The sequence below is a fragment of the Bacillus sp. BPN334 genome (assembly GCF_008368885.1).
GTDB lineage: Bacteria > Bacillota > Bacilli > Bacillales > Bacillaceae_G > Bacillus_A > Bacillus_A wiedmannii.
Genome location: NZ_QOZW01000020.1, coordinates 206,581 through 231,730 on the forward strand (window position 1 = coordinate 206,581; position 25,150 = coordinate 231,730).

28 protein-coding genes are annotated in these 25,150 nt (G+C 34.5%); 9 read left to right on the forward strand and 19 right to left on the reverse strand.

Translation table 11 applies throughout. The features are described 5' to 3' along the window. Positions 1-289: 289 nt before the first annotated feature. The 3 genes from DN393_RS27595 to DN393_RS27605 form a co-directional block, all read right to left on the reverse strand. On the reverse strand, positions 290-949 hold the full coding sequence (locus DN393_RS27595; RefSeq protein WP_064476495.1) for a class I SAM-dependent methyltransferase: 660 nt from the start codon (positions 947-949) through the stop codon (positions 290-292). Positions 950-1,061: 112 nt separating this feature from the next. After that, on the reverse strand, positions 1,062-1,946 hold the full coding sequence (locus DN393_RS27600; RefSeq protein ID WP_098103322.1) for a TIGR03943 family putative permease subunit: 885 nt from the start codon (positions 1,944-1,946) through the stop codon (positions 1,062-1,064). A gap of 13 nt (positions 1,947-1,959) precedes the next feature. Then, positions 1,960-2,937 carry a permease gene (locus tag DN393_RS27605; protein WP_149174129.1) on the reverse strand — a complete coding sequence of 326 codons (978 nt, stop codon included), beginning with the start codon at positions 2,935-2,937 and terminating at the stop codon, positions 1,960-1,962. Between the two features lie 184 nt (positions 2,938-3,121). On the opposite strand from DN393_RS27605, the gene DN393_RS27615 reads away from it, so the two are divergent. The 3 genes from DN393_RS27615 (at position 3,122) to DN393_RS27625 (ending at position 6,149) form a co-directional block, all read left to right on the forward strand. Beyond that, on the forward strand, positions 3,122-4,309 hold the full coding sequence (locus DN393_RS27615) for a GTP-binding protein (RefSeq protein WP_064476498.1): 1,188 nt from the start codon (positions 3,122-3,124) through the stop codon (positions 4,307-4,309). Positions 4,310-4,495: 186 nt separating this feature from the next. After that, the gene (locus DN393_RS27620; RefSeq protein WP_098111807.1) at positions 4,496-5,461 is read left to right on the forward strand and encodes a DMT family transporter; all 966 of its coding nucleotides are present in this window, start codon (positions 4,496-4,498) and stop codon (positions 5,459-5,461) included. A gap of 16 nt (positions 5,462-5,477) precedes the next feature. Next, positions 5,478-6,149 carry a GntR family transcriptional regulator gene (locus DN393_RS27625; RefSeq protein WP_064476500.1) on the forward strand — a complete coding sequence of 224 codons (672 nt, stop codon included), beginning with the start codon at positions 5,478-5,480 and terminating at the stop codon, positions 6,147-6,149. A gap of 56 nt (positions 6,150-6,205) precedes the next feature. Here the strand turns inward: DN393_RS27625 and fbpA are convergent, their stop codons facing one another. Beyond that, positions 6,206-6,376, reverse strand: a complete 171-nt coding sequence (fbpA, locus tag DN393_RS27630; RefSeq protein WP_000098301.1) for a Fur-regulated basic protein FbpA — start codon at positions 6,374-6,376, stop codon at positions 6,206-6,208. 193 nt (positions 6,377-6,569) lie between these two features. After that, positions 6,570-7,469: a cation diffusion facilitator family transporter gene (locus DN393_RS27635; protein ID WP_149174130.1), complete on the reverse strand. Its 900-nt coding sequence runs from the start codon at positions 7,467-7,469 to the stop codon at positions 6,570-6,572. A gap of 212 nt (positions 7,470-7,681) precedes the next feature. Here DN393_RS27635 and DN393_RS27640 point away from each other — a divergent pair, with 212 nt between their 5' ends. Continuing rightward, positions 7,682-8,755 (forward strand): WD40/YVTN/BNR-like repeat-containing protein, encoded by a 1,074-nt coding sequence (locus DN393_RS27640; protein ID WP_064476502.1) that lies wholly within the window; start codon positions 7,682-7,684, stop codon positions 8,753-8,755. A gap of 39 nt (positions 8,756-8,794) precedes the next feature. On the opposite strand, the gene DN393_RS27645 is transcribed toward DN393_RS27640, so the two are convergent. After that, complete coding sequence (locus tag DN393_RS27645; RefSeq protein WP_149174131.1) at positions 8,795-9,901, reverse strand: DUF4179 domain-containing protein; 1,107 nt, start codon at positions 9,899-9,901, stop codon at positions 8,795-8,797. Beyond that, a complete protein-coding gene (locus tag DN393_RS27650) occupies positions 9,898-10,464 on the reverse strand; it encodes a sigma-70 family RNA polymerase sigma factor (RefSeq protein ID WP_098103325.1) in 567 nt (188 codons plus the stop codon). Before DN393_RS27650 ends, DN393_RS27645 begins: the two co-directional genes overlap by 4 nt. Positions 10,465-10,727: 263 nt before the next feature. Between DN393_RS27650 and asnB the strand changes: the two genes are divergently transcribed. After that, positions 10,728-12,551, forward strand: a complete 1,824-nt coding sequence (gene asnB, locus DN393_RS27655; protein ID WP_064476505.1) for an asparagine synthase (glutamine-hydrolyzing) — start codon at positions 10,728-10,730, stop codon at positions 12,549-12,551. A gap of 42 nt (positions 12,552-12,593) precedes the next feature. Here the strand turns inward: asnB and DN393_RS27660 are convergent, their stop codons facing one another. Next, positions 12,594-13,421 (reverse strand): PP2C family serine/threonine-protein phosphatase, encoded by an 828-nt coding sequence (locus DN393_RS27660; protein ID WP_064476506.1) that lies wholly within the window; start codon positions 13,419-13,421, stop codon positions 12,594-12,596. Positions 13,422-13,545: 124 nt separating this feature from the next. On the opposite strand from DN393_RS27660, the gene DN393_RS27665 reads away from it, so the two are divergent. Genes DN393_RS27665 through DN393_RS27675 form a run of 3 tightly spaced genes read left to right on the forward strand, consistent with a single transcriptional unit; the run spans position 13,546 to position 15,166 of the window. Continuing rightward, a complete protein-coding gene (locus DN393_RS27665; protein WP_064476507.1) occupies positions 13,546-13,956 on the forward strand; it encodes a MarR family winged helix-turn-helix transcriptional regulator in 411 nt (136 codons plus the stop codon). Beyond that, positions 13,940-14,269 (forward strand): DUF3147 family protein, encoded by a 330-nt coding sequence (locus DN393_RS27670; protein WP_103655426.1) that lies wholly within the window; start codon positions 13,940-13,942, stop codon positions 14,267-14,269. Before DN393_RS27665 ends, DN393_RS27670 begins: the two co-directional genes overlap by 17 nt. 36 nt (positions 14,270-14,305) lie before the next feature. Continuing rightward, complete coding sequence (locus DN393_RS27675; protein ID WP_149174132.1) at positions 14,306-15,166, forward strand: alpha/beta fold hydrolase; 861 nt, start codon at positions 14,306-14,308, stop codon at positions 15,164-15,166. An 18-nt stretch (positions 15,167-15,184) separates the two neighbouring features. Here the strand turns inward: DN393_RS27675 and DN393_RS27680 are convergent, their stop codons facing one another. From DN393_RS27680 to DN393_RS27705, 6 genes are all read right to left on the reverse strand, one after another. Next, positions 15,185-15,556 carry a hypothetical protein gene (locus DN393_RS27680; protein WP_046959012.1) on the reverse strand — a complete coding sequence of 124 codons (372 nt, stop codon included), beginning with the start codon at positions 15,554-15,556 and terminating at the stop codon, positions 15,185-15,187. Between the two features lie 89 nt (positions 15,557-15,645). After that, positions 15,646-16,221, reverse strand: a complete 576-nt coding sequence (locus tag DN393_RS27685) for a histidine phosphatase family protein (protein ID WP_064476510.1) — start codon at positions 16,219-16,221, stop codon at positions 15,646-15,648. Positions 16,222-16,342: 121 nt separating this feature from the next. Further along, on the reverse strand, positions 16,343-17,434 hold the full coding sequence (locus DN393_RS27690; protein WP_149174133.1) for a serine hydrolase: 1,092 nt from the start codon (positions 17,432-17,434) through the stop codon (positions 16,343-16,345). 101 nt (positions 17,435-17,535) lie between these two features. Then, a complete protein-coding gene (locus DN393_RS27695) occupies positions 17,536-18,171 on the reverse strand; it encodes a cupin domain-containing protein (RefSeq protein ID WP_064476512.1) in 636 nt (211 codons plus the stop codon). A gap of 161 nt (positions 18,172-18,332) precedes the next feature. Beyond that, positions 18,333-18,494 carry a hypothetical protein gene (locus tag DN393_RS27700; protein ID WP_061680580.1) on the reverse strand — a complete coding sequence of 54 codons (162 nt, stop codon included), beginning with the start codon at positions 18,492-18,494 and terminating at the stop codon, positions 18,333-18,335. Between the two features lie 65 nt (positions 18,495-18,559). Then, complete coding sequence (locus DN393_RS27705) at positions 18,560-18,676, reverse strand: hypothetical protein (RefSeq protein ID WP_002011946.1); 117 nt, start codon at positions 18,674-18,676, stop codon at positions 18,560-18,562. 131 nt (positions 18,677-18,807) lie between these two features. Here DN393_RS27705 and DN393_RS27710 point away from each other — a divergent pair, with 131 nt between their 5' ends. Then, complete coding sequence (locus DN393_RS27710) at positions 18,808-19,230, forward strand: YfmQ family protein (RefSeq protein ID WP_064476513.1); 423 nt, start codon at positions 18,808-18,810, stop codon at positions 19,228-19,230. A gap of 51 nt (positions 19,231-19,281) precedes the next feature. Here DN393_RS27710 and DN393_RS27715 read toward each other — a convergent pair whose 3' ends face one another. Genes DN393_RS27715 through DN393_RS27735 form a run of 5 tightly spaced genes read right to left on the reverse strand, consistent with a single transcriptional unit; the run spans position 19,282 to position 25,073 of the window. After that, the gene (locus tag DN393_RS27715) at positions 19,282-20,115 is read right to left on the reverse strand and encodes a hypothetical protein (protein WP_064476514.1); all 834 of its coding nucleotides are present in this window, start codon (positions 20,113-20,115) and stop codon (positions 19,282-19,284) included. A gap of 20 nt (positions 20,116-20,135) precedes the next feature. Continuing rightward, positions 20,136-21,398, reverse strand: a complete 1,263-nt coding sequence (locus DN393_RS27720) for an MBL fold metallo-hydrolase (protein ID WP_142315092.1) — start codon at positions 21,396-21,398, stop codon at positions 20,136-20,138. Beyond that, positions 21,395-23,065 carry an ABC transporter permease gene (locus tag DN393_RS27725; RefSeq protein ID WP_149174134.1) on the reverse strand — a complete coding sequence of 557 codons (1,671 nt, stop codon included), beginning with the start codon at positions 23,063-23,065 and terminating at the stop codon, positions 21,395-21,397. The genes DN393_RS27720 and DN393_RS27725 overlap by 4 nt, the downstream gene beginning before the upstream one ends. A 12-nt stretch (positions 23,066-23,077) precedes the next feature. Continuing rightward, a complete protein-coding gene (locus DN393_RS27730; protein ID WP_149174135.1) occupies positions 23,078-24,103 on the reverse strand; it encodes an ABC transporter substrate-binding protein in 1,026 nt (341 codons plus the stop codon). Continuing rightward, complete coding sequence (locus DN393_RS27735; RefSeq protein ID WP_149174136.1) at positions 24,081-25,073, reverse strand: ABC transporter ATP-binding protein; 993 nt, start codon at positions 25,071-25,073, stop codon at positions 24,081-24,083. Before DN393_RS27735 ends, DN393_RS27730 begins: the two co-directional genes overlap by 23 nt. Positions 25,074-25,150: the final 77 nt, after the last annotated feature.

Here is a 25,150-nt window from a genome sequence, read left to right on the forward strand (position 1 = left end):
GTGTCGTCTTACATGTATGTAATATACAATTAGCGAAGACAAAACAAAATTTTCATATTATTTCGATTTATTTTTCCAGTATAATATAACACCTTTTCTATTGTAAAAGTAGATGTTACTTTTCGCAATGGAAAATATAAAAAATGTTACATTTTTATATAGAACAATCCATAAATAACTTTTTTAATATTTGCCATAACAAATTTTTTACTATTATCCTCACCTTTTAAGGACTACCATTTTTCCCCACAAAAAAGCACACATCATTAAAATGATGCATGCTCCACTTTTATTTATACATATTTTGTATTTCTTCTTTATTTTTAAGTATTTCCACAAACTTATCACTACAACCTTTCGGAAATAACACTCCGAGCCCATATGAATGCTCAAACTGAAAATGAGGGTACTTCGCTTTGACCTCATCCCAAAATTTATACACGCCGAAATTTCGATCTTTCACCTCAATATCGTGAAATAACACGATACCGTTATTCGCAAGTTTCGGTAACCATGTTTTATAATCATGAGAAACTGCTTCATACGTATGATAGCCATCAATATGCAACAAATTTATCGTTCCATCTTGAAACTGATCCACAGCCTCATCAAAAGTAGACCGAATTAAATTCCCTATTTGAGGATAACTCGTGCTCACGAATTTACTCACTATTTGAAAAACACCTTCTCCATATGGACCTGTGTGCTCATCTCCTGCCCAAGTATCTACAGCAAAGCATTTTGTAGATACTCCTCCATCTTTTACCCCTTGGCAAAAACTAAAAAAAGAAGCTCCTAAATGTGTACCTAACTCAACTAATATTTCTGGTTTTTCAAATCTTACTAAATCATAAGCGAAGTTTAAATGTCCCACCCACGCAGAGTTCATTCGAATATATGGACTATATTGATCAAATTCAAATGTTGGTTTATGAGTAACCCAGCTCATCACATTTCTCCTTCTACACATATTTTTAACAAACCAAATTACTCTTATCTTTATTTTTTTATCATTGTAATTATGATTTTATTTCATAAAAATATGAATTATTATTCCTTTCTTATTGCGGTAAAGCATCGTATACATACGGATCTGCAGGCGTATTAATTTTCTCTACTTTACTTACTTTTACAAGTGGAAATAGTGTTCCTTTATATGTCGTTTCGTCCAACAAACCTGTTATTTTCACCCATGTTTCCTGTGGGAGCTTTTTTACGTTTTCCCCTGCAACAATCATCCCCCAGACTGATGCATCCGCAATACAACAAGTTATGCCGTATCGCGCCACTACCGCTTTATCACCCGTCACATCCTTATCATTATATATAAACCCTGAGAATGTAATTTCTTTCCCTTTAAACCCTTTTACATCTTGGCCAATTATACTCATTGTTTGAACATAATCCTTATCCTCTACTTGTATTTTTCGTTGTCCTAACATACTTTTTTCTAATTGTTCTTCCACTTGATTAATCACTTTTAAATTCGAGGTTTCATCTTGATCAACTAATCTTTCTTTCCAAACAGAATTTGCCTGTATTCCCCCTTTTTCGTTCTTTTCCATACTTCTCGCCTGTACACTTTGATTCATACCTCTTTTTCCCGCTAAACTTCCGTCAATTGTTACACTTCCAAATAGAAAAGCACTAATAATCGGAACAACAAATAAAACATATACAAAGAAACTTTTCATCCCTGATTTTAATGCTGTATGATGCTTACAACAATTACAATCATCCCGTTTTTCTCCCCCATCTCTCCAAACTTGTAAAGAACCAAGAAGTAAAATCACTACAAAAGCTATATACGTAAATTTAATCATTTTTGGAGCGATAAAATTATAAATATTGCCTGTTACAAGTAGTTTAAATAAGAGCATCGCTAAACCAATTAAAATAATGCCACGAATATAGCGATGATAGGCCTTCTGTTCCTGTTCCTCCACTGTTTCCCACCTCCTATAACGTTGTAATTTGCACGATTGTGTACACCGATAAAATAATAATTCCAATCAAAAAGAATACAAATCTCTTTTGAAAATAAGCAAATAGCATTAATGTATTTTTCATATCAAGCATAGGTCCAAACACAAGAAATGCGAGAAGTGCTTTTACAGAGAAGACATGTCCAAAAGATGCCGCTATAAATGCATCAGCTGCTGAGCAAATGGATAAAACATAACCAAATCCCATCATAATAATTGGGGAAATTACTTCATTATGGGCCACTGCATCAAGTACATTTCGATCAAAAAACGTTTGAAATACGCTCGCAAAAAAAGCACCAATCAATAAATATTTACCCGTATCAAAAAACTCATCTACAGTGTGATTCACAACATTCCCCCAGCCCTTTTTTTCTTTTTTCTGAATCGGATCCTCTATATCTTTTAAAATATTGTTCCCGCGATAGAAATAATACACAATTAGCCCAACTAATAGCGCCGCACAAATCGTTAACCCAAAGCGTGCATATACAATTACATCATTTTTTTGAAATGCATATACGGTAGATAAAAGAACAATCGGATTCATAATAGGTGCACTCAATAAAATTACAATTCCTACATGAAGAGGGAGTCCTTTTTGAATAAGTCTTCTTACAATTGGTATAATGACACATTCACACATCGGAAAAATGATTCCGACAAATACCGCTGGAATCATTGCAACAATCTTTGATTTCGGCATTACTTTTTGAATCATATCTTCCGTCACAAACACTTGAATGAGTGAAGAAACAATTACCCCTAATAAAATAAAAGGTATTGCTTCGAATATAATACTTAAAAACACGGTATTCACATTCAACCATTCTTGTGGCATACTTTTGTGCAAATTTGCTAGACTTGTAAAATCTACAAAAAATAATAAAAAAAGAAAAATAGAAATAAGGGCTATTCCTATTAATTCTTTTGAAACTCTATTAAAGACCAACATTATCCCCCACTTTATTCATATTAAATTGTATACTTGTCCAAATGCCCTACACTACTACAGCACAAATTTTATAGTCTATTCCTATTCTTAAATTGTAATCATTATGATTTATTATTGATTTTTTCTTTTCTATCACTTAATATAAAACGTAATCATTACGATTTAAAGGAGAGATCATTTTATGAAAAAAGTACCTATCACTGTATTAAGTGGGTTTCTAGGAGCTGGAAAAACTACTCTACTACATCATATTTTGGCTAATAAGAGCAACTTAAAAGTGGCTGTTATCGTTAACGATATGAGTGAAATAAACATTGATGCATCGCTTATAAAAAAAGGTGGGTTTTCACGTACGGAAGAGAAATTAGTAGAAATTCAAAATGGTTGTATCTGCTGTACACTACGAGAAGATTTAATGATAGAAGTGAGTCGGCTTGTTGAAAACGGTGATATTGACTATATAGTTATTGAAGCTTCAGGTATAAGTGAGCCGATTCCAGTTGCCCAAACATTTACTTATACTGACGAAGTACTTAATATCGATTTAACGAGAAATTGTCGCCTCGATACGATGGTTACAGTTGTAGATGCAAATAAATTTTGGGATGATTTTGCAGATGGTGAAAGTTTATTAGACCGTAAACAGGCTATCGATGAAAATGATACTCGAGAAGTTATTGATTTACTAATAGACCAAATTGAATTTGCGAATGTCATTATTCTTAATAAAATTGATTTACTAGAAAAAGAAGATAGGGTAGAACTTCATCATTTACTACAAAAATTAAATCCCGGTGCAAAAATTATTGAAGCTTCATTTAGCAATGTACCATTGCAAGAAATTTTAAATACAAATTTATTTAATTATGAGGAAGCGAGTCAATCGGCGGGCTGGATGCAAGAACTAAATAGTGAACATCATACACCCGAAACTGAAGAATATGGTATCAATTCCTTTGTATACCGTCGTAAATCCCCTTTTCATCCTGAACGCCTTATGAATTGGCTAGAAAAATGGCCTGTAGATGTTGTAAGAGCGAAAGGCTTTTTCTGGCTCGCATCTCGTAATAATATGATAGGGCTTCTATCTCAAGCAGGTTCCTCTATTACAATTCAAGGAGCAGGTGAATGGATAGCCGCATTACCTGAAACTGAAAGAAATCAAATTATTAAAGAAGAACCCGAAGTATTGAAAAACTGGGACGAGCGATATGGAGATCGAATAACTGAGCTCGTATTTATCGGTATTGATATGAATCATTCTGTGATTGAACAATCATTAGATGATTGTCTATTAACAGACAAGGAAATGGAACAAAAGTGGAATACATTTGTTGATCCTATTCCGGCTTTTACTTACACTTCATAATCTAAAATAAAAAGGCTTCCGTAAACAGAAGCCTTTTTATTTTATCGTTCTCTTATTTAACAAATTTTCTTTAATTTGAATAACACTTTACATTAAGAAAGAAATTTCAATTTATTAATGTTTCTTTCTGTGATATATTGCATATTGTATCCGATATATATTTTTAAAAGGAGGACTATATACAGTATGGATCCAAATCGTTTAAAAGGAATCATTATGGTTGTAATTGGTGCTTGTTTATGGGGCTTGTCCGGGACAGCTGCACAACAACTTTTTCAATATGAAAATGTTTCTACTGAATGGTTAGTTACAATTCGTTTGCTTATATCAGGCTTTATCTTGCTCCTTATTTCATCATTCGGAACGAGAAAAAAAGAAATATTCGGCATATGGAAACAAAGATCTGATGCTACTAAAATGATATTGTTTGGCCTATTCGGTATGCTTGCTGTACAGTACACGTACTTCGCTTCTATTAAAGAGGGAAATGCCGCTGTCGCAACATTATTGCAATATTTAGCTCCCATATTCATCACTGTATACTTACTTTTCAAATGGAACGTTCGACCATCAAAAATTGATTTCATTTCCATTACCCTTTCATTAGTAGGCACTTTTCTCTTACTAACAAACGGGTCTGTTCATAACTTGGCTGTTTCTACACCAGCTATTATTTGGGGTATTTTATCTGGATTATCTCTTGCTTTTTATAGTTTATATTCAAAGGGATTACTAGAAAGGTGGTCTTCCTCTGTTATCGTTGGATGGGGCATGATTATTGGGGGTATTGGCGTTACGATTCTACACTTTATTTCTACAAACGAATTCATTTTATTATCGACTATGAAATATGTAAAACTAAGTACCCTACCGCTCATAACATTTGTCGTCATTTTCGGGACACTGATTGCATTTTATTTATACTTAGACAGCATACGATACCTGACTCCGAAAGAAACAACATTATTCGGTTGTACTGAACCACTCGCGGCTATTATTTCTTCTGTACTTATATTGCACGTACCCTTTCAATCTTTTCAGTTATTAGGGGCTTTTTGTGTCATTGTAATGGTGCTCATCTTAAGTCAAAAACCGGATGAAGGGAAACAGGAATTAAAGTTTGTTCATGAGAAAAAAGAAAATATACAATGAAAGGATTGAATTCACTATGCCCATCCCTCAAAATTATAAAAAACAAGGAAGAGTTTCGGCAAAATCACTCGTTTTAAATCAATTACAAGATTGGATTATTGAAGGTGTTTTACAGCCTGATGAAAAAATTAATGATGGGGAATTGGCTGAAGCACTAGGAGTAAGCAGAACACCTGTAAGAGAAGCACTTCAAATATTAGAGCTTTCTGGATTAGTGGAAATGGTACCTGGGCAAAAAACAAAAATTGCTCCTATTAAGTTAGACGACATTCCTATCATTTATGAAACGATGGCTGGTCTTCACTCTATTATAGGAAAGCAAGCACTTCAAAAAATTACAGACGCTGATCTGAAACTACTTTCTGAAATAAATGCTGATTTTCAGCGCTCTATAGAGAAGAAAAACGCAAAACAAGCTTTAAAACTAGATATACAATTTCACAATACAATTTCTTCTATTGCTAAAAACCAATATATTGAACCCTTTCTAGAAAATATGCAACTTCATGTTCTACGCCTTGAATATTTATTTTTCCAAAACTTTGTTCCAGCAAGTCAATCTATTGAAGAACATCACTCTATCATTCAAGCATTGCAAAAGCAGGACGAAAAACAAATGGAACAAATGATGTCTCAAAACTGGCTCCGTCCAATGAAAGAAATATCAAAAATAATTTCTACGAAATAATAATAAAGCTGGTTACACAAAATCGTAACCAGCTCACCTTTTACTAATCTATATAGCTATGCCTGAATATCTGCATAATCTTCCATATCTTCGTACTCTTTTTCCAATTCTTCTAAAGACAGCTCGTATAATTGTCGGTCGCGAATTTTAAACACACCTGCTCCAATTAACTCATCAATTAAATGCCTCTTACGATTTTCAACAGCAAAACGGAGTTGACTACTCATCTTTTAAAAAACTCCTTTCCACGATCATTGAAAATGATAATCTTTATCAATTACCACTTTTGATTATAAAAGATGACTCTTTATAAGTAAAGTAATTTCATGAAATATTTACCTTACAAAGTATTTGTGGCCACATTATATATATGTATGCCGTGCGAAAAATGTTATGACACATTTTCTTATCCTTTTTCTTTCATACTTTGCAAGTTGTCTCACTATGATTAAATTCACCATCTATTTCTACTTGAATGGTGACATGTTCTACATGAAACTTCTCCTTTAATACATCCGTAGCCTCTTTTAATACATTTTGCGTTTCATCACCTTTAATAATCAAATGGCAAGTTAATACTTGAAAATCAGATGTGACAGACCATATGTGCAAATCATGAACTTCTTTTACAACCGTAATATTTAATAATGTAATTTTTACCTCTTCAACATTTATGTGTTGGGGTGCACCTTCCATTAATATATGAACGGTATCACGTGTTACACGCCATCCGCTAATAATGACTAAAATAGACACAAGAATACTAGCAATCGCATCAGCAACAGTCCATCCGAAAAATTTAATAAATAGCGCAGCAATAATCGCTCCGACTGATCCTAATAGATCGCCTAATACGTGTAGGAACGCGCTTCTTAAATTCAAATTCCCCTTCACATCTCCGCCTCTCATTAATATCCAAGCTGATAAAATATTAATAAGCAGACCAAGTACAGCAATAATGAGCATCCCATTACTAGCAATCTCAACTGGCTCTTTAAAACGGCGAATTGCTTCAATAAAAATGTATACTGAAATGACAATAAGAACGACACCGTTACATAATGCCGCTAACATTTCGACTCGCTTATACCCATATGTTTTCGCAGTTGTTGCTGTTTTTTCTCCAAGCTTGAATGCAAGTAAACTTAGCGCTAAGGATACTGCATCACTTAGCATATGCCCCGCGTCAGATAATAGTGCTAAGCTATTCGTTACAAATCCCCCAATAACTTCAGCAATCATAAAGCTTGTCGTTAATAAGAAAGCAATTAATAACGCTTTTTTATTTTTTGAATGACCGTGATCATGTGAATGTCCCATACGAATACTCCTTTAAGTGCAATATCTGTATGTTAGTATGAAACACATTCCCTATCTTTATCCCCCATTAACTGCCCATAAACGCCCGCTTCCTCTATCTACACATTTCGCTATTTTTCAAACAAGTCCTTTTTCTCAACAAAAAATAAGACTACTTCCTTTTCAGCTTCATATTGTTTACTAATGAAAAAATTTCTAAGGAGGTTACTAAAATGAAACGTTTATTTCTCTGTATGGAGCGTGAACTTGTTGTAGTGAAAGAACAATATGGTCACTTTGAAACAGCGTATCACTTACAAAATATGCAACCTACCTGTATTGCTGTTGATCCATTTCAAAAGAACCGTGTATATTGCGGCACATTTGGACGAGGTTTATGGTTAAGTGACGATGGTGGGGATTCATGGAGACCGATTGGAGATTCATATCGTTACTTTGATTTCCCTAAAGAAGATGGTATTTTACATTCTTCGATTACTTCTATAACGATAAGCTCAAATGAGCAAGTTAACGGCTATGGCGTCGTTTATGTCGGCACAGAACCGAGCGCTTTATTCCGTTCTGAAAATGGTGGTGAAACGTGGACTGAACTTAAAAATATGAAATCATTATTATCTTCTTATACGTGGGCTTTTCCGCCTAGACCTTTCACCCATCACGTACGCTGGATTACAGTTGATCCAAACACCCCAAATACAATCCATGTTTCAATTGAAGCTGGTGCTGTTATTCAAAGTAATGATAGAGGGCATACTTGGATTGATAAAAAATTTGGTGCTCCTATCGATGCTCATCAATTGCTTATGCACCCTGACGCTCCAAATCGCCTTTATGCATCATGTGGTGACGGATTTATGGGCGGACCTGATCGTGCATATCTTGAAAGTTATAACAGTGGAAACAGCTGGATTTCATGCAGTGAAGGACTTGAACATCATTATCTATATAGCATGGCTATCGATCCGGCTGATTGTGATACAATCCTCGTTTCTGCCGCACCGAGTGCTGACCTCGCTCATCATCGTATTCCTTATGAATCTTATATTTATCGTAAAACGAAAGATTCTCCTTTCCAGCAAGTGCAGCAAGGTCTACCATCTGCAATTGGTACAGTCATTTCAATGTTTGCAACAAATCCAGCAGAACCACATACGTTTTACACTTTAAATAACAATGGCATCTTTCAATCCAATGATAGCGGCGAATCGTGGGAACAACTAAACATTCCTTGGAAAGATGAGTATAAAACGCAGCATCCGCATGCGTTACTTGTAGCTAGTTCTTAACGAAAAAAGACTGCCTAACGGTTTTAGGCAGTCTCTCTTCTATTTCTTTAAATCAATTACGATATCATCTAGAACAATATCTTTACTCTTCGCTTCTTTTTTCGGCACTTCAATTTTCTTCTCTTTTCCATTCACATACTCCACTCCACCATGATTTTCAGGTGTATGAACTCGCAAGTGCACACGAGGTGTAACGATAAGCTTTGTGGCATTTTCGTTTAACTTTTGGAATGTAGCACTCCAACTACTTTTATGGGGTTCTGCTACTGTACTACTTCCGCCATTTCCTTCACCAGCATAATGATTTCCTAAATCATCTTTTATTTCTAACTCAACATCCGCACTATCCCATATACTTAGTAATGCCTTAGTTTCTTCTTGATTATAAAAAACGATAAAGGACATCGGGGTTACTTCCATTTTGTCTATATTTACTTTTATTAATTCATTTTCAGAAACCCTATTAACCTTTACTTCTTTACTATCCATTGCTTTTAAACTAAGCGCGAAATTCCAGTTCCCCTTTATTGCATTACCTTCATAATCCAACTCAATTGCCTCTATATCCCACCAAACATTTGCAACATCTAACCTTTCACTACCATGACCACTCATCGTAGTCATACCTACATACTTTCCCTCTCCAACTTTTGTAACGTCCGAACTACCTCCTCCGCCATCAAAGCCCATCACTTGCGGACTTCCAAATGGGAACGGTTTCTCTCCTAAATCTTTTTCGCTTTCAATAGAATATGTGATTGTAATTGTTCTACCATCGAACACAGCATCATTAATTGTAACCTTAACCCCATTACTCTCTCTCATCATATTCAATTCAGTCGAAAATTCTTTATAATTTTCATATAACCCTGTTCTACCATTATCTAAAAATCGGAATATGTCACCTACAATTGGCAATCCCCCGGCATATGTAGGAAACCCGATACCAAGCGTTGCAACTGATAACCCTACTAAAATAGATGCAGCAGCGACACTTTTTTTCCAACTTTTCATCTTTTTCTTCGTACGTATCGATTGTTTTACATTGCGCTTCGCTTTTTCTTTTTCAATTTCAGAAGCCTCAATTTCCTCAAGTTCTTTTTCATCTATATCAATGTCATTTAATAGTTCATAAATGTCTTTCATATTGCACTACCTCCAAAACTAATATTCGTAGCATTTTGTTGTAGTTTCTTTTTTCCACGGTACACACGATTATCGATCGCTGCCCGAGTTAACCCTAACTTATCTCCTATTTCTTCTGTCTTCATACCGAGAAGATATTTCATAATGAACACCTTTTGATCTAACGGTTCTAATTGATTAATAAGCTTCAATAACTCTTCCCTATCTTCCATAACGATTAATTCATCTTCCGCTGACTTTTCCGTACTAATATGAAACTCATCTGAAATAATTTCTACTTTCCTAGTCGCTTTCCGATAATAATCAATCGCCTTAAATTTCGCAATCGCCGCAATCCATTTTTTAAAGTCACTCGGCTCTCCATGAAATTTATTTGCGTTATTCCAAATGGAAAGAAATATATCGTTTACACATTCCTCTATGAGTCCATCATTTTGAACTGGAATAAGAACTTTGTGCGTTATTCCTTTTATGAGTGGTAAGTATGTATCGACAACGAATTCTAGTGCATCTTCTTTTTGCCGTTGTAATCTTTTTATAAAATTTTTCTCATTTGATTTCATGTAGCGATTCCCCTTATTTTTTTGTAAAAGCTTTTACACCCTATATAACGTCTTACAAAATATTTTCTCTCATCTTTTTTTATTTTTTGTATGTTATGGAATACTTTCCCTAAGCCATTGTCTCACATAACTATGTATTACAAGAAAATTTTCTCAAGTCTGCCCTTTAATTCATGTAGTACACTATTTATGTAGTGACTTTTTAACTTGATGTACATTTTATTTCATTAATCTACTATTTTAAATTAGGAGATGAGATGTGTATGTGTGGAATTACAGGTTGGGTCGATTGGAAGGAAGATCTTTCAAAACAACATGTTATTTTAGAAGAGATGGCAAATAGTATTCAGCATCGTGGTCCTGATGCTGAAGGATTTTGGTTTTCACCACGTGCGGCTTTTGCACACCGGCGTTTAATTGTTATTGATCCAGAAGGCGGGACACAGCCGAAGACATTTCGTGCTGGTGATTATACGTATGCTCTTACTTATAATGGAGAAATTTATAATTTCCGTGAACTGAGAGAGCAACTTCGAAAATGTGGTCATGCATTTGAAACGCATTCAGATACAGAAGTGTTACTACATGCTTATTTAGAATGGAAAGAAGATTGCGTACAACATTTAAACGGAATTTTCGCTTTCGCCTTATGGGATGATCAGAAGCAACAGTTGTTTTTAGCACGTGATCATTTAGGCGTAAAGCCACTCTTTTACACTGAAAGAAATGACAGCATTATTTTCGGATCTGAAATTAAAGCATTATTAGCTCATCCATCTGTTCCTGCTGAAATTGATGCAAATGGCATAAGCGAAATATTTGGATTAGGCTTATTTCGAACTCCAGGATGTGGCGTCTTTAAACATATTCAAGAAGTGCGTGCTGGACATTCTATAACGTTTACACGTGATAAAAAAGTAGTTAAGAAGTATTGGAATTTAGAAAGTAAAGTTCATACAGACTGTACTGAAGATACATCATCACATATTTTATCTATTTTACAAGATACAGTAAAAAGACAATTAATTGCCGATGTTCCTCTTGTCTGCATGTTATCGGGCGGGTTAGATTCTAGCGGTATTACTGCACTAGCGGGGAAAGAATTTGCCGCTGAAAATAAAACACTTCATACGTATTCCGTTGACTTTGTAAATAGCGCCAAAGATTTCGAGCTGACATTTGCTCGCACTGGTTTAGACGCCCCTTGGGTAAAACGCGTTTCTGAACATGTAGGGACATCGCATCATGACATTATTGTGAATGCTGAAGAATTAGCAAATCACTTATTCGTTCCTCTCCGTGCAAAAGATTTACCGAGTGCTGGCGAAATGGAAACTTCACTATATTTACTATTTTGCGAAATGAAAAAAGATGCAACTGTAGCTTTATCCGGAGAATCTGCTGATGAAGTATTTGGTGGGTACCCTTGGTTTCATCAAGAGGATTTACTATTTGTCGATAAATTTCCTTGGCTAACAAATTGGAAAAACACTTCCCCTCTTCTACTAAATGAAGTAAGTAACCAATGCAAATTAGAAAACTATATTGATACACGATTCCAAGAAGCGATACTTGAAGTACCTACTCTTGAAGGCGAAAATAAAAAATCCGCGAAACAACGTCAAATGTTTTATTTATTTTTAACGAGATTTCTCCCGTTTTTACTTGACCGTAAAGACCGTATGAGTATGGCTGTAGGATTTGAAGTTCGTGTACCGTTTTGCGACTATAGATTAGTTGAATATTTATGGAACGTTCCTTTCAACATAAAAAGCATTGATAATATTGAAAAAGGTATTTTACGTAGAGCACTGCAACCTGCTTTACCTGACGATGTACGCAATAGAAGAAAAAGTGCTTATCCAACTTCACAAGATCCACATTATTTACAAACAATCCGTCATTTATCACTCGACTTGTGCAGTAATAAAAACAATCCTATTTTCTCACTTATTAATCATTCCACATTACTTGCCATTGCCGATGAAAGTAATAAAGAAATTAACAATTTTGAAGCAAGAAGTGCTATGGAATATATGCTACAAGTAAATGAATGGTTGAAAACGTATCATATTCATATTGCTTAACAAAAAGGAGTTCAAGGATAAAAACCTTGAACTCCTTTTATATTAATTAGCACATTGTTTATTTTCAGTATCAATAGACCACCCAATAATTGTGGCACAATCTCTACCTTTCCACTGCAGTACATTTGTTAATACTGGCTCAATCTGTAAGCAACTTCCGTCGTGCAATATTTCTACTAAAGATTGATCATCATCAAATTTTCGTTTATCACACTCTAAAATACCGTCCGTTGCCATGACGATGTGATTCATTCCTTTTTCTAATCCCCTTACACCTGACGTAAAACAAGGTGTATTTGCTGCGAAAATATTTTTCCTACCGATATATTCGTAATTCTTCCGTTTATTTAACCGCCCTTTACTATTCTTCGTTTTCTCAGAATGGAATAAATATGCGAAGCAATCACCAACTGATAGCCAATATAAAAATTCACCTTTTCGTAAACAAATTAAGCATGCAAGTTCCTCATCATCTTGATCACATTTTTCAATAAACAGCTCATCTGTAAATAACGCTAATAAGTACATATGTGTATGATGAAAAGCTAAATGTATTGGGTATGAGAATAGCTCTTTTAGTTTCTCTTTTCTTTCTGAAATCGCTTCTATTATATAATTTATATTTTTTGTTTTGTGGTGTGTATCAAAAATCATAACAAATTCAAATTGTAATTCAGGATCCCACCAAGCAAGCACCGCATCTCCTCTTTCATATGCATCACTTTCTTGATTTCCCCCATATACGCCGACTGAAAGAGGACCACATTTTTCAACATGTATTTCATCTACATACATCTGTTCATGACTCATCCATTTGAATGTATTCACAGCTATCATCCTCTCTCCTGCTAAATGTATACCTTTACACATAGATTACCTTATATTTCAATAAAAATAAACTTTTTCAACATTTTCCATCCAAATAAAAGGATTTTATTTCTATTCTCACGAATATATCTTACTATGCGATATAAAAATAGGGGGATTTATCATTATGAAAGACATCAATCAACATTGGGAAAGTATTTATTATCACTTACGATATGAATATGAAGACAACCTTTCCCACCAAGCCATTCGTATTTTACAAATCGTTTCTCGTGAGAAAGATATAACAATTGGAAAAGTGGCTACTGAGCTTAGTCTCTCTCATAACACAGCGTCTGAACACGTAAAGCGCCTTATTCAAAAAGGATTTATCATGAAAGAAAGAAATAAACAAGATGAAAGGGTCGTAAACCTTACTTTAACGAAAGACGGCATTGAAGTATTAGAAAAGCATACTTTACTAGATAAAGAAAAGATAAAAATATTAGAATCACAGTTATCAAAAGAAGAACAACAATTAATTGAAAAAGCCTTTTCGTTATTAGCGAAGGAGGCACAATATGCATTTCCTCGTTAAAGTAATCGTTTCGGCACTTATTATCGGTGTGATTACTGAAGTCGCCAAACATTATAGTACGGTAGGCGGCTTTATTGCTGCCCTTCCACTCGTTAGTTTACTAAGCCTATTTTGGATTTCTTTCGAAGGTGGGAACAAACAAGAATTAAGTCAATTTGCTATAGGCGTATTATACGGATTTCCTGCATCCGCACTACTATTATTTATCGTCTATATTGGGTTGAAAAATTCGTTTTCACTTAGTGCATCTGTCCTACTCGGAATTGGGGTTTGGTGTATCGTTTTTGCTTGTCAAAAATTATTTCAAGCTTAGTTAGGAGGGTTTACTATTTATAAATTTGTAGAGGTACTGGGGCAAACTATAGAAGTATATATAAAAGGAAGTAGTAAACAAACGGTAGTTATTCAGACCGGAATGTGTTGCTCATTTTATGATTGGCTCCCTATTATAGAAAAACTTTCACAACATTTTACAGTCATTTCATACCATCGCCCAGGTTACGGAAAAAGTGAACTAGGAGATTATTCGCGTACTACAAGACAAGCGACAAACGAACTTCATATGTTACTACATAAACTTGCTATTCAGGAACCTATCATTCTAATCGGTCATTCCTATGGAGGCTTATGTGCACAACATTTTGCGATGTTACATGAAGATAAGCTGCAAGCACTTATTTTAGTTGATTCTACTTCTATGAACTTACACCGATTAGATGAACTTCATTTACCAATTTCTGACCAAACGGATTCGGATAATATGTGGTTTCAAAAATATATTACATACTCCAAAATGGATATAGATATGCTTTATAATGAACTAAAACCTATACTCGTTGATCAACCAAGACAGTACATTGAATTTTCTACCTCTCCTCTATTATATAAAGCGACAGCTTCTGAACTATGTGCGTGGAAAAATTGTGCTCGCTTAATAAAAGAGTTATATAAAACATTAGAAACACCTTTAATCGTTATCGGTAGAGACCCTCAATATTCTATTACTCAGTTGACTGAGGATGGCATGCCAAAAGAGGAAGCCACACAACTAGAAGCAATGTGGCAAGAACTGATTCATGAACAACTACAACTCTCAATAAATAGTCAATATATACTTGCCGAACATGCTGGTCACGGAATAGAAAATGATCGACCAGATATTATTATTGAAGCAATTCACCCCTTGCAAATAAAAAAAGGAAGCAACTAACGCTGCTTCCTTACTTATCTATTCATAATCTTCTTCATCATCGATTTCTTCATAATACGAATTCCCATTACTTACATATATAGGGCCATTCGCAACGTCAATACGTAATACCCATGCCCACGGCACAGCTAAACGCTTATGTATCGCTCGCCAAAAGCTCATTGATTTTCTTTCGTACTCCTGGAACTCCTGAAGTAACTCTTTGTAGGAGGAACCGTCTAACTGAATATTTGCTTCTAACAAACGAGAATGGGCATAGTACTGCAGCTCTAGTTCAGCAGCAATTTCCATTTCTTCTTCCGTTGCCATACCAATAATTGCTCCATCTGCTGGTACAATTTCAAATACGTTCTGAACTTCAATAAGCCCTTCTTTCTCTTTCTCAAACATGTAAACAGCCTCCTTTAACACAAATTTTTTATGTTACAAAGTCATACTTCTACAATAACTTCTCCCTTTCCTCTTTTTTTGATAAACTTTTACAAATTATTTATCTGATAATCTGTAGACTGTATTCTTTCAGCAGAACTGAAACAATTATTATCAAAAGTTAATTTATACACGTCAGGCATATGAAGGATTTTCCAAAACTGAAAATCATATTTCGAATCAAAATAATTCATTAGTAATACCATAATATTCCCATGAGTACCTATTACAATATTCTTACCTTTATATTTTTTTAATATACTTTGCATACATATTATAGCGCGTCTTTGTGCTACATCATTTGATTCTCCGCCTTCGTATGCATAATTCCAATCTCCCCACACTTTCTCCATAGCATCATCAAAATCCTGTACCGGCTCTGTACTTAATAACCTTTCACGTAAATCTTCTTCTATTTGTATCGATATATTATATGTATTCGCGATTCCTTGCACAGTTTGAATTGCTCTTTTGTACGGGCTAGAGATCACAACATCGATATGTTTACCTTTTAACAAGCGTGTTACATTCTCTGCATCACAATGCCCTTTTTCAGATAACGGCCGTTCCCGTTCTTGTTTTGTATATGTAGAGTGGGCATGGCGAACGAAATATATTGTCGTCATTTTTCAACTTCCTTTCTTATTTTCAATCTATATTCAATGAAACAAATAAGAAATCCTGTATTATAAAAAGAAAAGGACACTTTCTAAAAAGCGTCCTTGTTTACATAATAAAATTATTCCATTATAATTTCCTTCTAAACTCTTCATCTGTTATAGCATCTTGAATAAAATAATCTATATTATTTCTTAGCTTTTGATATGCAACTTGATCTTCTATACCATTAAACATAATTACAACTTCTACCTTATTCCCCTTCTTATCTGTACTATACAAACTTTTTGTCAATACGAATGCGGTAGATCCACCTTTTTGACCAGCAAATTCTAACTTACTATTATCAACTGTTCCTTTGAAAATATTCTCGATTTCTTCTTGCATTGATTTTGGAAAATACTTTCTACTATTTATCTTTTCCATTATACTCATATAATCTTTAGCGTTTGCACCCACTAATCGATCTGACCAAATTCGCTGAAATTCCATATCTACTTTTAATGGGATATCCCGTTTTTTCCATTCTTCTTCATCTTTCATCCATTCATGAATTTGTAACACATGTTTATTATACTCATCACTTGACATGTTACGTATCATTTCTAACGATTGATTTTCTGGCTTATGAAGCTCTTTTTCTACATACCCTCTCATATATAGTGCGGCAGTATACGAAGAGAACTTGTCATGACTAGTAAGCTCTAACTCTTTTATACTTTCATTTACTCTCTCTATTCCAAGCTTATCTAACAAATATGTTGTATTCGCATTAGAACTATAATGAATCATCCCTTTAGCGACTTCTTCTAAAGTAATCTGTCCATTTTTCACTAATTCTCTCGCTTTCGCATCTTCTAACCAGTCAGGATGCGCTCCACCATCAGTGTTTTTAACGTAATATTTTTCTAACTCCTGCAATGAAATTTGTTCATCACGGCTTATCTTTCCTTCTGACACTTGCTTAGCAAATTCAACTGCTATTACGATTTTTGCCGTACTCGCTAATGGCAATTTTACATTTTCATTTATAGATGTTAATATTTCCCCATTTTTTCTAATTAGTAATGAACATGTTTTATCATCTTTATGTTCTTTTATGTACTTTAATACGTAATCAGGATCTTCTTTTGACAAATAGTACTTCATAATAACAAAGAAAGCTATAACCGCTACTATAATGACTCCTGCAACAATTCCTATAATCTTTAATATGTTCACAATATGCCCCCTCTATAAATCCCCTTCTATATAATATATTATAGCGAATCAAAATACAAAATTATACAAAATAGAGTAACTCTTCCTAAAAAATGAAAGAGTTACTCTATTTCACATGATGTTATTTGTCCATTTAACGTAACAACTATATTTGAGTCGTCACTTTCTTTAACGCTATTTAGTCGATTTGAGTTAGGAGGACCAATTACAACTGACTCCTTAATTGGCGAAAGATCCTTTCCTAATTTTTCTGCACTTACACCATATGCAGCTTGAAATACTTCTGGCGGTGTTAATCTAAGTATGTCTGATCCTTCTGCTGTTTCAAACTGATCGTTATTGAAAAACAAATGTAATTGTACTTCTTCTGTTATCGCTGTAATCCAATGCCACCATCCCATTGGAATAAAGACAGTTTGCCCCGCCTTTATATGATAATTTTGCAATTGATTCGTTTCGGGATTTAAAATGGATGTAACTGCTTCTCCTGATACAACAACATCTAATTCCCACGCATTCGGATGCCAATGCGGTTCCCGCATATGCCCTTTTGTCATAAATAAATCAACAAACGCTCCTCCTATCATCGCTGGTAACTGTGTTGACGTAACTTCATATGCAACGTTTTTATCATCCCTTTTAAAAAAGACATTTTTTCTCGAATCAAAGAAAAGGTTTGGAGTTCCTGAACTTTTCTTTAAATTTTTATTATCTGGAACATAACCTGAACTACTCATTTTATCCCTCTTTTCCACTCCGAACATTTCTACTTTCACACTGTATCCTATGGAAAAAATGTATGAATGTGCCTATCATTCACATAACAAAAAAACATGCCTTCATGATGAGAGCATGTTTTGTGATATTCTTCACATTGTTTAGTTAAAAAATAAACTTTTTACTTGCCATGATGTAACATTAAATCACTAAGTTCTTCTTCAATGTGATTTAATTTCGCAACGCCTTCTTTCCATTTATGAATATAACGTGAAACCCCGACAATAAATAAACCAATAATTGTAGAAAGAATAATACCATATACGATTGTTACAGTACTCATAGTTACACTTCCTTATAATTAGTAATGTTGTTAGTAGTTATATTTTTATTATAAACCTTTTTCTTTTAAAATACTTCGATTTCAACTTTTTGTAACAAAATTGATTTTTCTAATATTTCGTTCGTAAAAATGGCATATTTTTCACAAATTATACAAAACTTCACCATATGTACTATTACCATATGAGTTATATTGTTAAATAGGATAAAGTGAAATTTTAGTCAGTATGGGGGATCTATCCCACACTGATTATTAGCCCGCACCAACCGGGCTTTTACGGACCGTTACTGTGGGATAAAGGGGATGATATACTATGACGACTTGGTTTATTGTAATGTTAATTGTATTTGGGGCATTTAAAATTATCGTTTCTAGCCTTCCCAACTCTGTTATTGAATCCATTATTAGCAAGTACGAGACACATCCACAACTTGAAGAAGAGAATGTGACTGTTACAATTAATGGAAATAACTTAGAAGGCGAACAAAAATCCAAAATTATTCATGATTTTAACGAAGGTTTATTTTTAGATCGCTATTACGCACCACCACACAATGAGGGCACGCCTTTAATTATCAATGAAAAACGTGGTAAAAAAGATTTTATCTTTTACATTTATAGTCATGAAGAGCATGTTGATGTTGTAAAGCAACATAAAAAGAAGGTAGTTGCTTATAGTTTACGCTCTAAAAACCTTCAAAATAATGATATGTTCGTGTCAGCTGATTTAGCTTAATACTCATATATTAGAAAAAGGAATCCATATATACGGATTCCTTTTTACTATTCACTGAAAAATAAGCTCTGTCTTCAAACTATCTTTCGGTAACAACCATCCTTTTTGTTCTAATCTCTTCATTAATAATTCTCTTTGTTTTGTTGCAATACTTTCCTCATTTGTTTTAAACGACACTTCTATTACGAAATCATCTTCTATTTTCCCTGTATTACTTAGTGGCCAAACTTCAATATTCGTTTTTATATTTTCAAACTCCCCTGTATACCTTTTCATTAATACAGGACCGTAAATACGAGAGTTCTTGAGCATTTCTTCTCCCCAATTCGTATACGACCATTTGTTCATTTTCCCTGGCAACTTTTCTATTAACATGTTTTGAGCGGCTCGTTCGTTCGGTAAATCAAGTACTCCATACCCTTTAGCACTGTAGGTTTTCTTATTTGAAATACTTAACGTTTTCTTCTCAAATCCCCAATCTATTTCCGCCTCATAGTTATCGGTTTTACTATCAAATCCATCCTTTTTAGCCACTTCTAGTGCATCTTGAATTACACCATTTTGAATAGGATATCTTTTTTTATATGTTAGCTCAAAATCTTTACTAAATTCTTTCTTTCGAATTCTCGCAAACCACCCTTCATTATTTAAATTTTTATTTGCTGTATCTAAAAATTGCACTTGTATTCTTTCATAATTTGTACCAGCCTGAAAATGTTCTAATATCTCTTGGTTCATTTCTTTGTTGTAACCTAATACTTGTTCTGGCTTTAATAATAACTTCACTTCAAAACTAGGTGTCATTGGACTGGCAGCAAACCCTTCCTTAACGTTATAAAGGAAACAACAAAATAAAATGCTTACGAATACAAATACTTTTTTCATATACCTATCTCCTTTGCATTTTAAATGACTTCTATACGTTCCATAGTAAGTGAATACACATTTTCATACCCTGCCGTGCTAAGCTTTTTCTGTAATCGATCCGTATCCCCTTTTAAAGCATGTACTAACACCGTATGTTCTGGTAATAATGTATTTAACATCTCTTTCACATCTCTTATACTTTGGTGAACTTTATATGGAACTCGCTTCACCCTACATTCTTTACCTACACGTTCTTTCAAAACTTTGTCTGCAAAACTCCCTTTAGCAATATGTCCAGTAAATATAATGGAATGTCGTTCTTCATATCGCAGTTGTTCATAATATAACTGCGCTCGTTTCGTTTGCATATTCGCATCACTCATTATAACTATTCCATAACTATTTTGCGTACCGATGTCATGATCCATAACGATTATGTTTCTTTTTAAACTCTCCAGGATCCGTTCAAGTTCTTCATTATTTTTGAGCCAATCTTTATATACGAACATTTCTTGGAATCCATCCAAAATTTCTTGATCTACTATAATGGGAAGTTCTTTATACTTTTCATATAAATACAATACGATATCTTGCGCTCTACCAAGCGGTGGCAATGGCAATAATGCTATTCCTTTCTTTTGCGCAACTCGTTCAATTTCTGTACACAGTTCATTTATTCGTTCATGTTGCGAAACATCATCAGTATGATAAGCGGCATCTACGATTGCGACTTTTATATCGCCGCGCAACTTCTCAGGTAAATTAGCTCGTAGTATGTTAGACTCTGCTGAATAATCGCCAGAATAAAATACATATGTATGACTCATGTCCACTAAAAACCAAACAGCCCCCAATACATGCCCACTATACCCCCATTGAAAACGCAATGTAGGTGTAATCTGTATCCATTCATTCGGATTACTAATCTCATCAATATATACATAATTTAAATCTTTAACATTTTGGTCGTTATAAGGTACATTCCATCCTTGCGTCAAATTATAGTTTCTCCATTTTTCATAATAAGCGGGAAGTTGCTCCTTCGTATAACGAGTCGTCCAAATTTTTTTCTTATATCCATACTTCGCTAATAAAGGTAAGCCCATCGTATGATCTTCATGAATATGTGATAAAAATACTGCATCTAAAAACGGTACAACTTCCCTATCTATTTTTGGATAACTATCCTCATATGATCGATTAATACCACAATCAAATACTATTTTCGTCTCTTTATTTTTTACGAAGTAGCAGGAACGACCGTATTCTCCCGCTCCTCCCCATACTTCTATCCTCATCATGCTACCCCTTTTCGTTTTTGCTCCATATGTTGCAGAAGTAATAAACATATTGTTGTAAGTCCAACGGAAACGACAGCCATTGCCATGCCAATAGATACTTCTCCTTGTTCAAACTGAGCAAAAATAAATGTTGCTGACGTTTCTACTGATGGAGGTAATACGAGAAGCGATGCTACTAATTCTCTTATCGAGATTGTAAATGTCATCGCCCATCCAGCAAGAATTCCCGGGATAATAAGAGGTAATATTATTTTTCTAAAAATATAAATATAATTTCCAGAAAAAATACTTCCTGCCTGTACAAGAGAATCATCAATTTTCCCAAGCGATGCTTTTACATACTGCACCGTATAAGGTAAAAAAAGAACGACGTACGTTACGATAACCATGACTGGTGTATTGTAAATTGACAGGGGCATATAGGGTGAATTCCAGAATAAAATAAGCCCTACAACCATCACGATTCCTGGTACCATATTCGGTAACATACCGCACATATCAAGCCATTTTTCAGAAGACTTTTCGCCCTTTCGGATCATAAGTGCCAAAAATACTCCAATCATAGCAGCAATAATCGCTGTTATAAGTGAAAAAAGAAAACTGTTCCATAAAGCTTCTAATCCTGGAGAGCCAATTGTAAATAATGCTTCATAATGGCTCGTTGTAAAGTTATTTACCTGTAAGCCGTCGCCTCTTAATTTCGATAATGAAGCAATCAGTATAGAAAAATACGGGATTCCAATTGATACGATTAATAAACTAATTACATAAACCCATGCTACAATGCGCGTAAATATAGACAATGTATACCTTTTAGATTTCACACCTTTTCCACTAACCATTGCATATGAGTACTTTCGATTCAATACATTTTGCATATACCAAATGAGCATACATGCACTAAGTAATAAAGAAGATAATGCTGTTGCACTACTAAAATCAATCGGCCAACTCGAGATAAATTTATGAATCTCTGATGTTAACACATGAAATCCTATTCTTCGTCCGAATGTAGCCGGTGTTCCAAATTCAGCAATCGTCTTTACGAAAATGAGTAAAGCACCCATTACATAACTTGAAACTAATAATGGCAATATTATTTTTCTTAAACGGTAGAAAAAGCCTCCACCATGAACTGCTGCAGCTTCTTCTTTACTACTCCCAATTTGAAGTAACGTATTTTTCAACATGAAGTAAAGGAATGGGAATAAATGCAGACTCATAATTAAAACCATGCCGCCTAAACTAAAAAACGAAGATGAAATCGTCTTTAGCATCGGAAAAAACTGTTCGAAATAGCCGTTCGGTTGCATGAACAAAATCCAGCCCATCGATCCAATATACGGCGGTGTCATAAATGGAATCATAAAAATAATATCCAACTTACTATACTTTCCAACATCTGTTTTACTCATAATGAACGCTAATGGAAATGCAAATATAGTTGCTCCTATTACTACGAGTACACCTAAAAGCATCGAGTTTAGAAAAATCCCCGCTAATCCACCACTCTGCATCACTTCAAAAGGCTTTAAAAAATTCCAACTACTATTTTCGTATACACTAGAAAATAAAATGAGGAAAAGCGGAATGACGATTAACATCGCCACAAGCAACAACGCTACCGTCATTCCAACTTGTCTTACTGATACGAATCGATTTACCATGTAATCACCATCTTATTGAAATACTTTCTTAAATTGTTTTCCGATTTCATCTTGTTCTTTCTCAACTGTTTTCCAATCAATATGTAATACCGGAATCTCTTCTACATTCGGTCTATTTTCAGCTTTTATATCTGTTCTGCCTGGTAATAAGTACGCTTTAGCAACTTGTTTTTGCACATCATCTGATAATAAATAATCAATAAACTCTTTTGCACCTTCTACATTTTTACTATCCTTCATAATCCCTGCTGCACGTGGGCTAATAACTGTTCCGCTTTTTGGATAAACAATATCAACCCGTTCACCCTTTGCTTTTGCACTGTACGTCATATAATCAACACCAGCAATGACCATGTCTTTCGCACCTGTTACTACTGGATCTAACGCTTCTTGATTTGCCCCCGATACTGTAACTTCATTTTTCTTAAGCTGTTCAAATAAATTCCATCCATCTTTTCCATTCTTTTTCACATAACCTGTTACAAAGTCTAAAGCTGAACCTGATAGTGCTGGATCCGGAAGATTCACTTTTCCTTTCCATTCCCCTTTTGTTATATCGCTCCAATCTTCAGGCGCTGTCTTCACATTTTTTGTGTTATACACAATTCCTAATGCTGAAGCACTATATCCAAAATAATGTCCTTTATCATCCGACCATTCAGAACGAAGCTTATCAGCTTGTTTCGCTTCTTTATAAGCTAACGTTTGTCCATCCTTTTTTAATCCTTCCATCGATGGTAATGATGCAAGTACGACTACATCAACGACTGGATTTTTCTTTTCAGCTTCCATTCTCGCTAAAATCTTACCTGTTGTTCCTTGAAACATTTCTACTTTTATACCTGTTTTCTTTTCAAAATCCTTTTGAATCTTTTCTGCTAATCCTTTTGGTCCTGCACTATATACAACAATTTTCTTTTCATTCGTAGTTTTACTTTTTGCATCTACATTGCCTGTCTTTGAACTACACCCTGTTACTACAGCCGAAAATAATAAAGTACATACAAATAAAGACTTAAGCGAACTGAATTTCTTCATACGATTCTCCCCCTATATGATGAATACATTTTTTTGGCACATATAACGATACTGGTTTACCGATGCTTAATTTACTATTGTGATAAACTGTCCATATTCCAAGTGCACCCATGTTTACTTTCATTTCATATCGTTCTCCTACATATGTAACGTGCTGAATTTCACCTGTATACATTTCACACACTTCATTTTTCGTCCAGCTCACATGCTCTGGACAAATCATTTGTTTACCCTCTACAAGCCAATTTGCTTTACCAACAAATTTTGCAACAAATTCATGAGACGGCTTCACATAAATATCTTCTGGCGTTCCTTTTTGTAATACTTCTCCTTGTTTCATGACAATAATTTGATCTGACATTGACATAGCTTCCGTCTGATCGTGAGTGACATACAATGCCGTTAAACCAATAGAATGAACGATATCCATAAGCTCTAAGCGCATTTCTTCACGCAAAATTGCATCGAGTGCACTAAGCGGTTCATCAAACAAAATAAAATGAGGTTTTGTTACAATCGCTCTAGCAAATGCAACACGTTGCTGCTGTCCACCAGAAAGTTCGTGTGGATATCTTTTCTCCATACCTTGCAGACGAACTCGCTTTATCGCATCTTCTACCTTTTCTCGTAAATGATTCGTTTGCTTTGTAGCCCTTAAACCAAATGCAACATTTTCAAATACAGTCATATGCGGCCATAAAGCAAAATCTTGAAATACCATACCAATATTACGTTCATGAGGAGATGTTTTTATTTTTTTCGCACCAGAATACATGCACTTATCTCCAAAATATATTTCACCTTTATCTGGCTCTTCAAGTCCTGCAATCATTCTAAGTAAAGTCGTTTTCCCGCATCCCGAAGGTCCTAAAAGTGTGGTGAATTCACCTTGTTTCATGACAATTTGTAACGATTTTAACGCCTGCGTTTTTCCAAACTTCTTTTCTAATCCATGAATTTTAATATCCATCGTTTCACCTCTTTCCCCTCACTCTTAACCTGCTTTCATTCTATCTGGAAGATTTATACTGAATGTTAATGTACTGT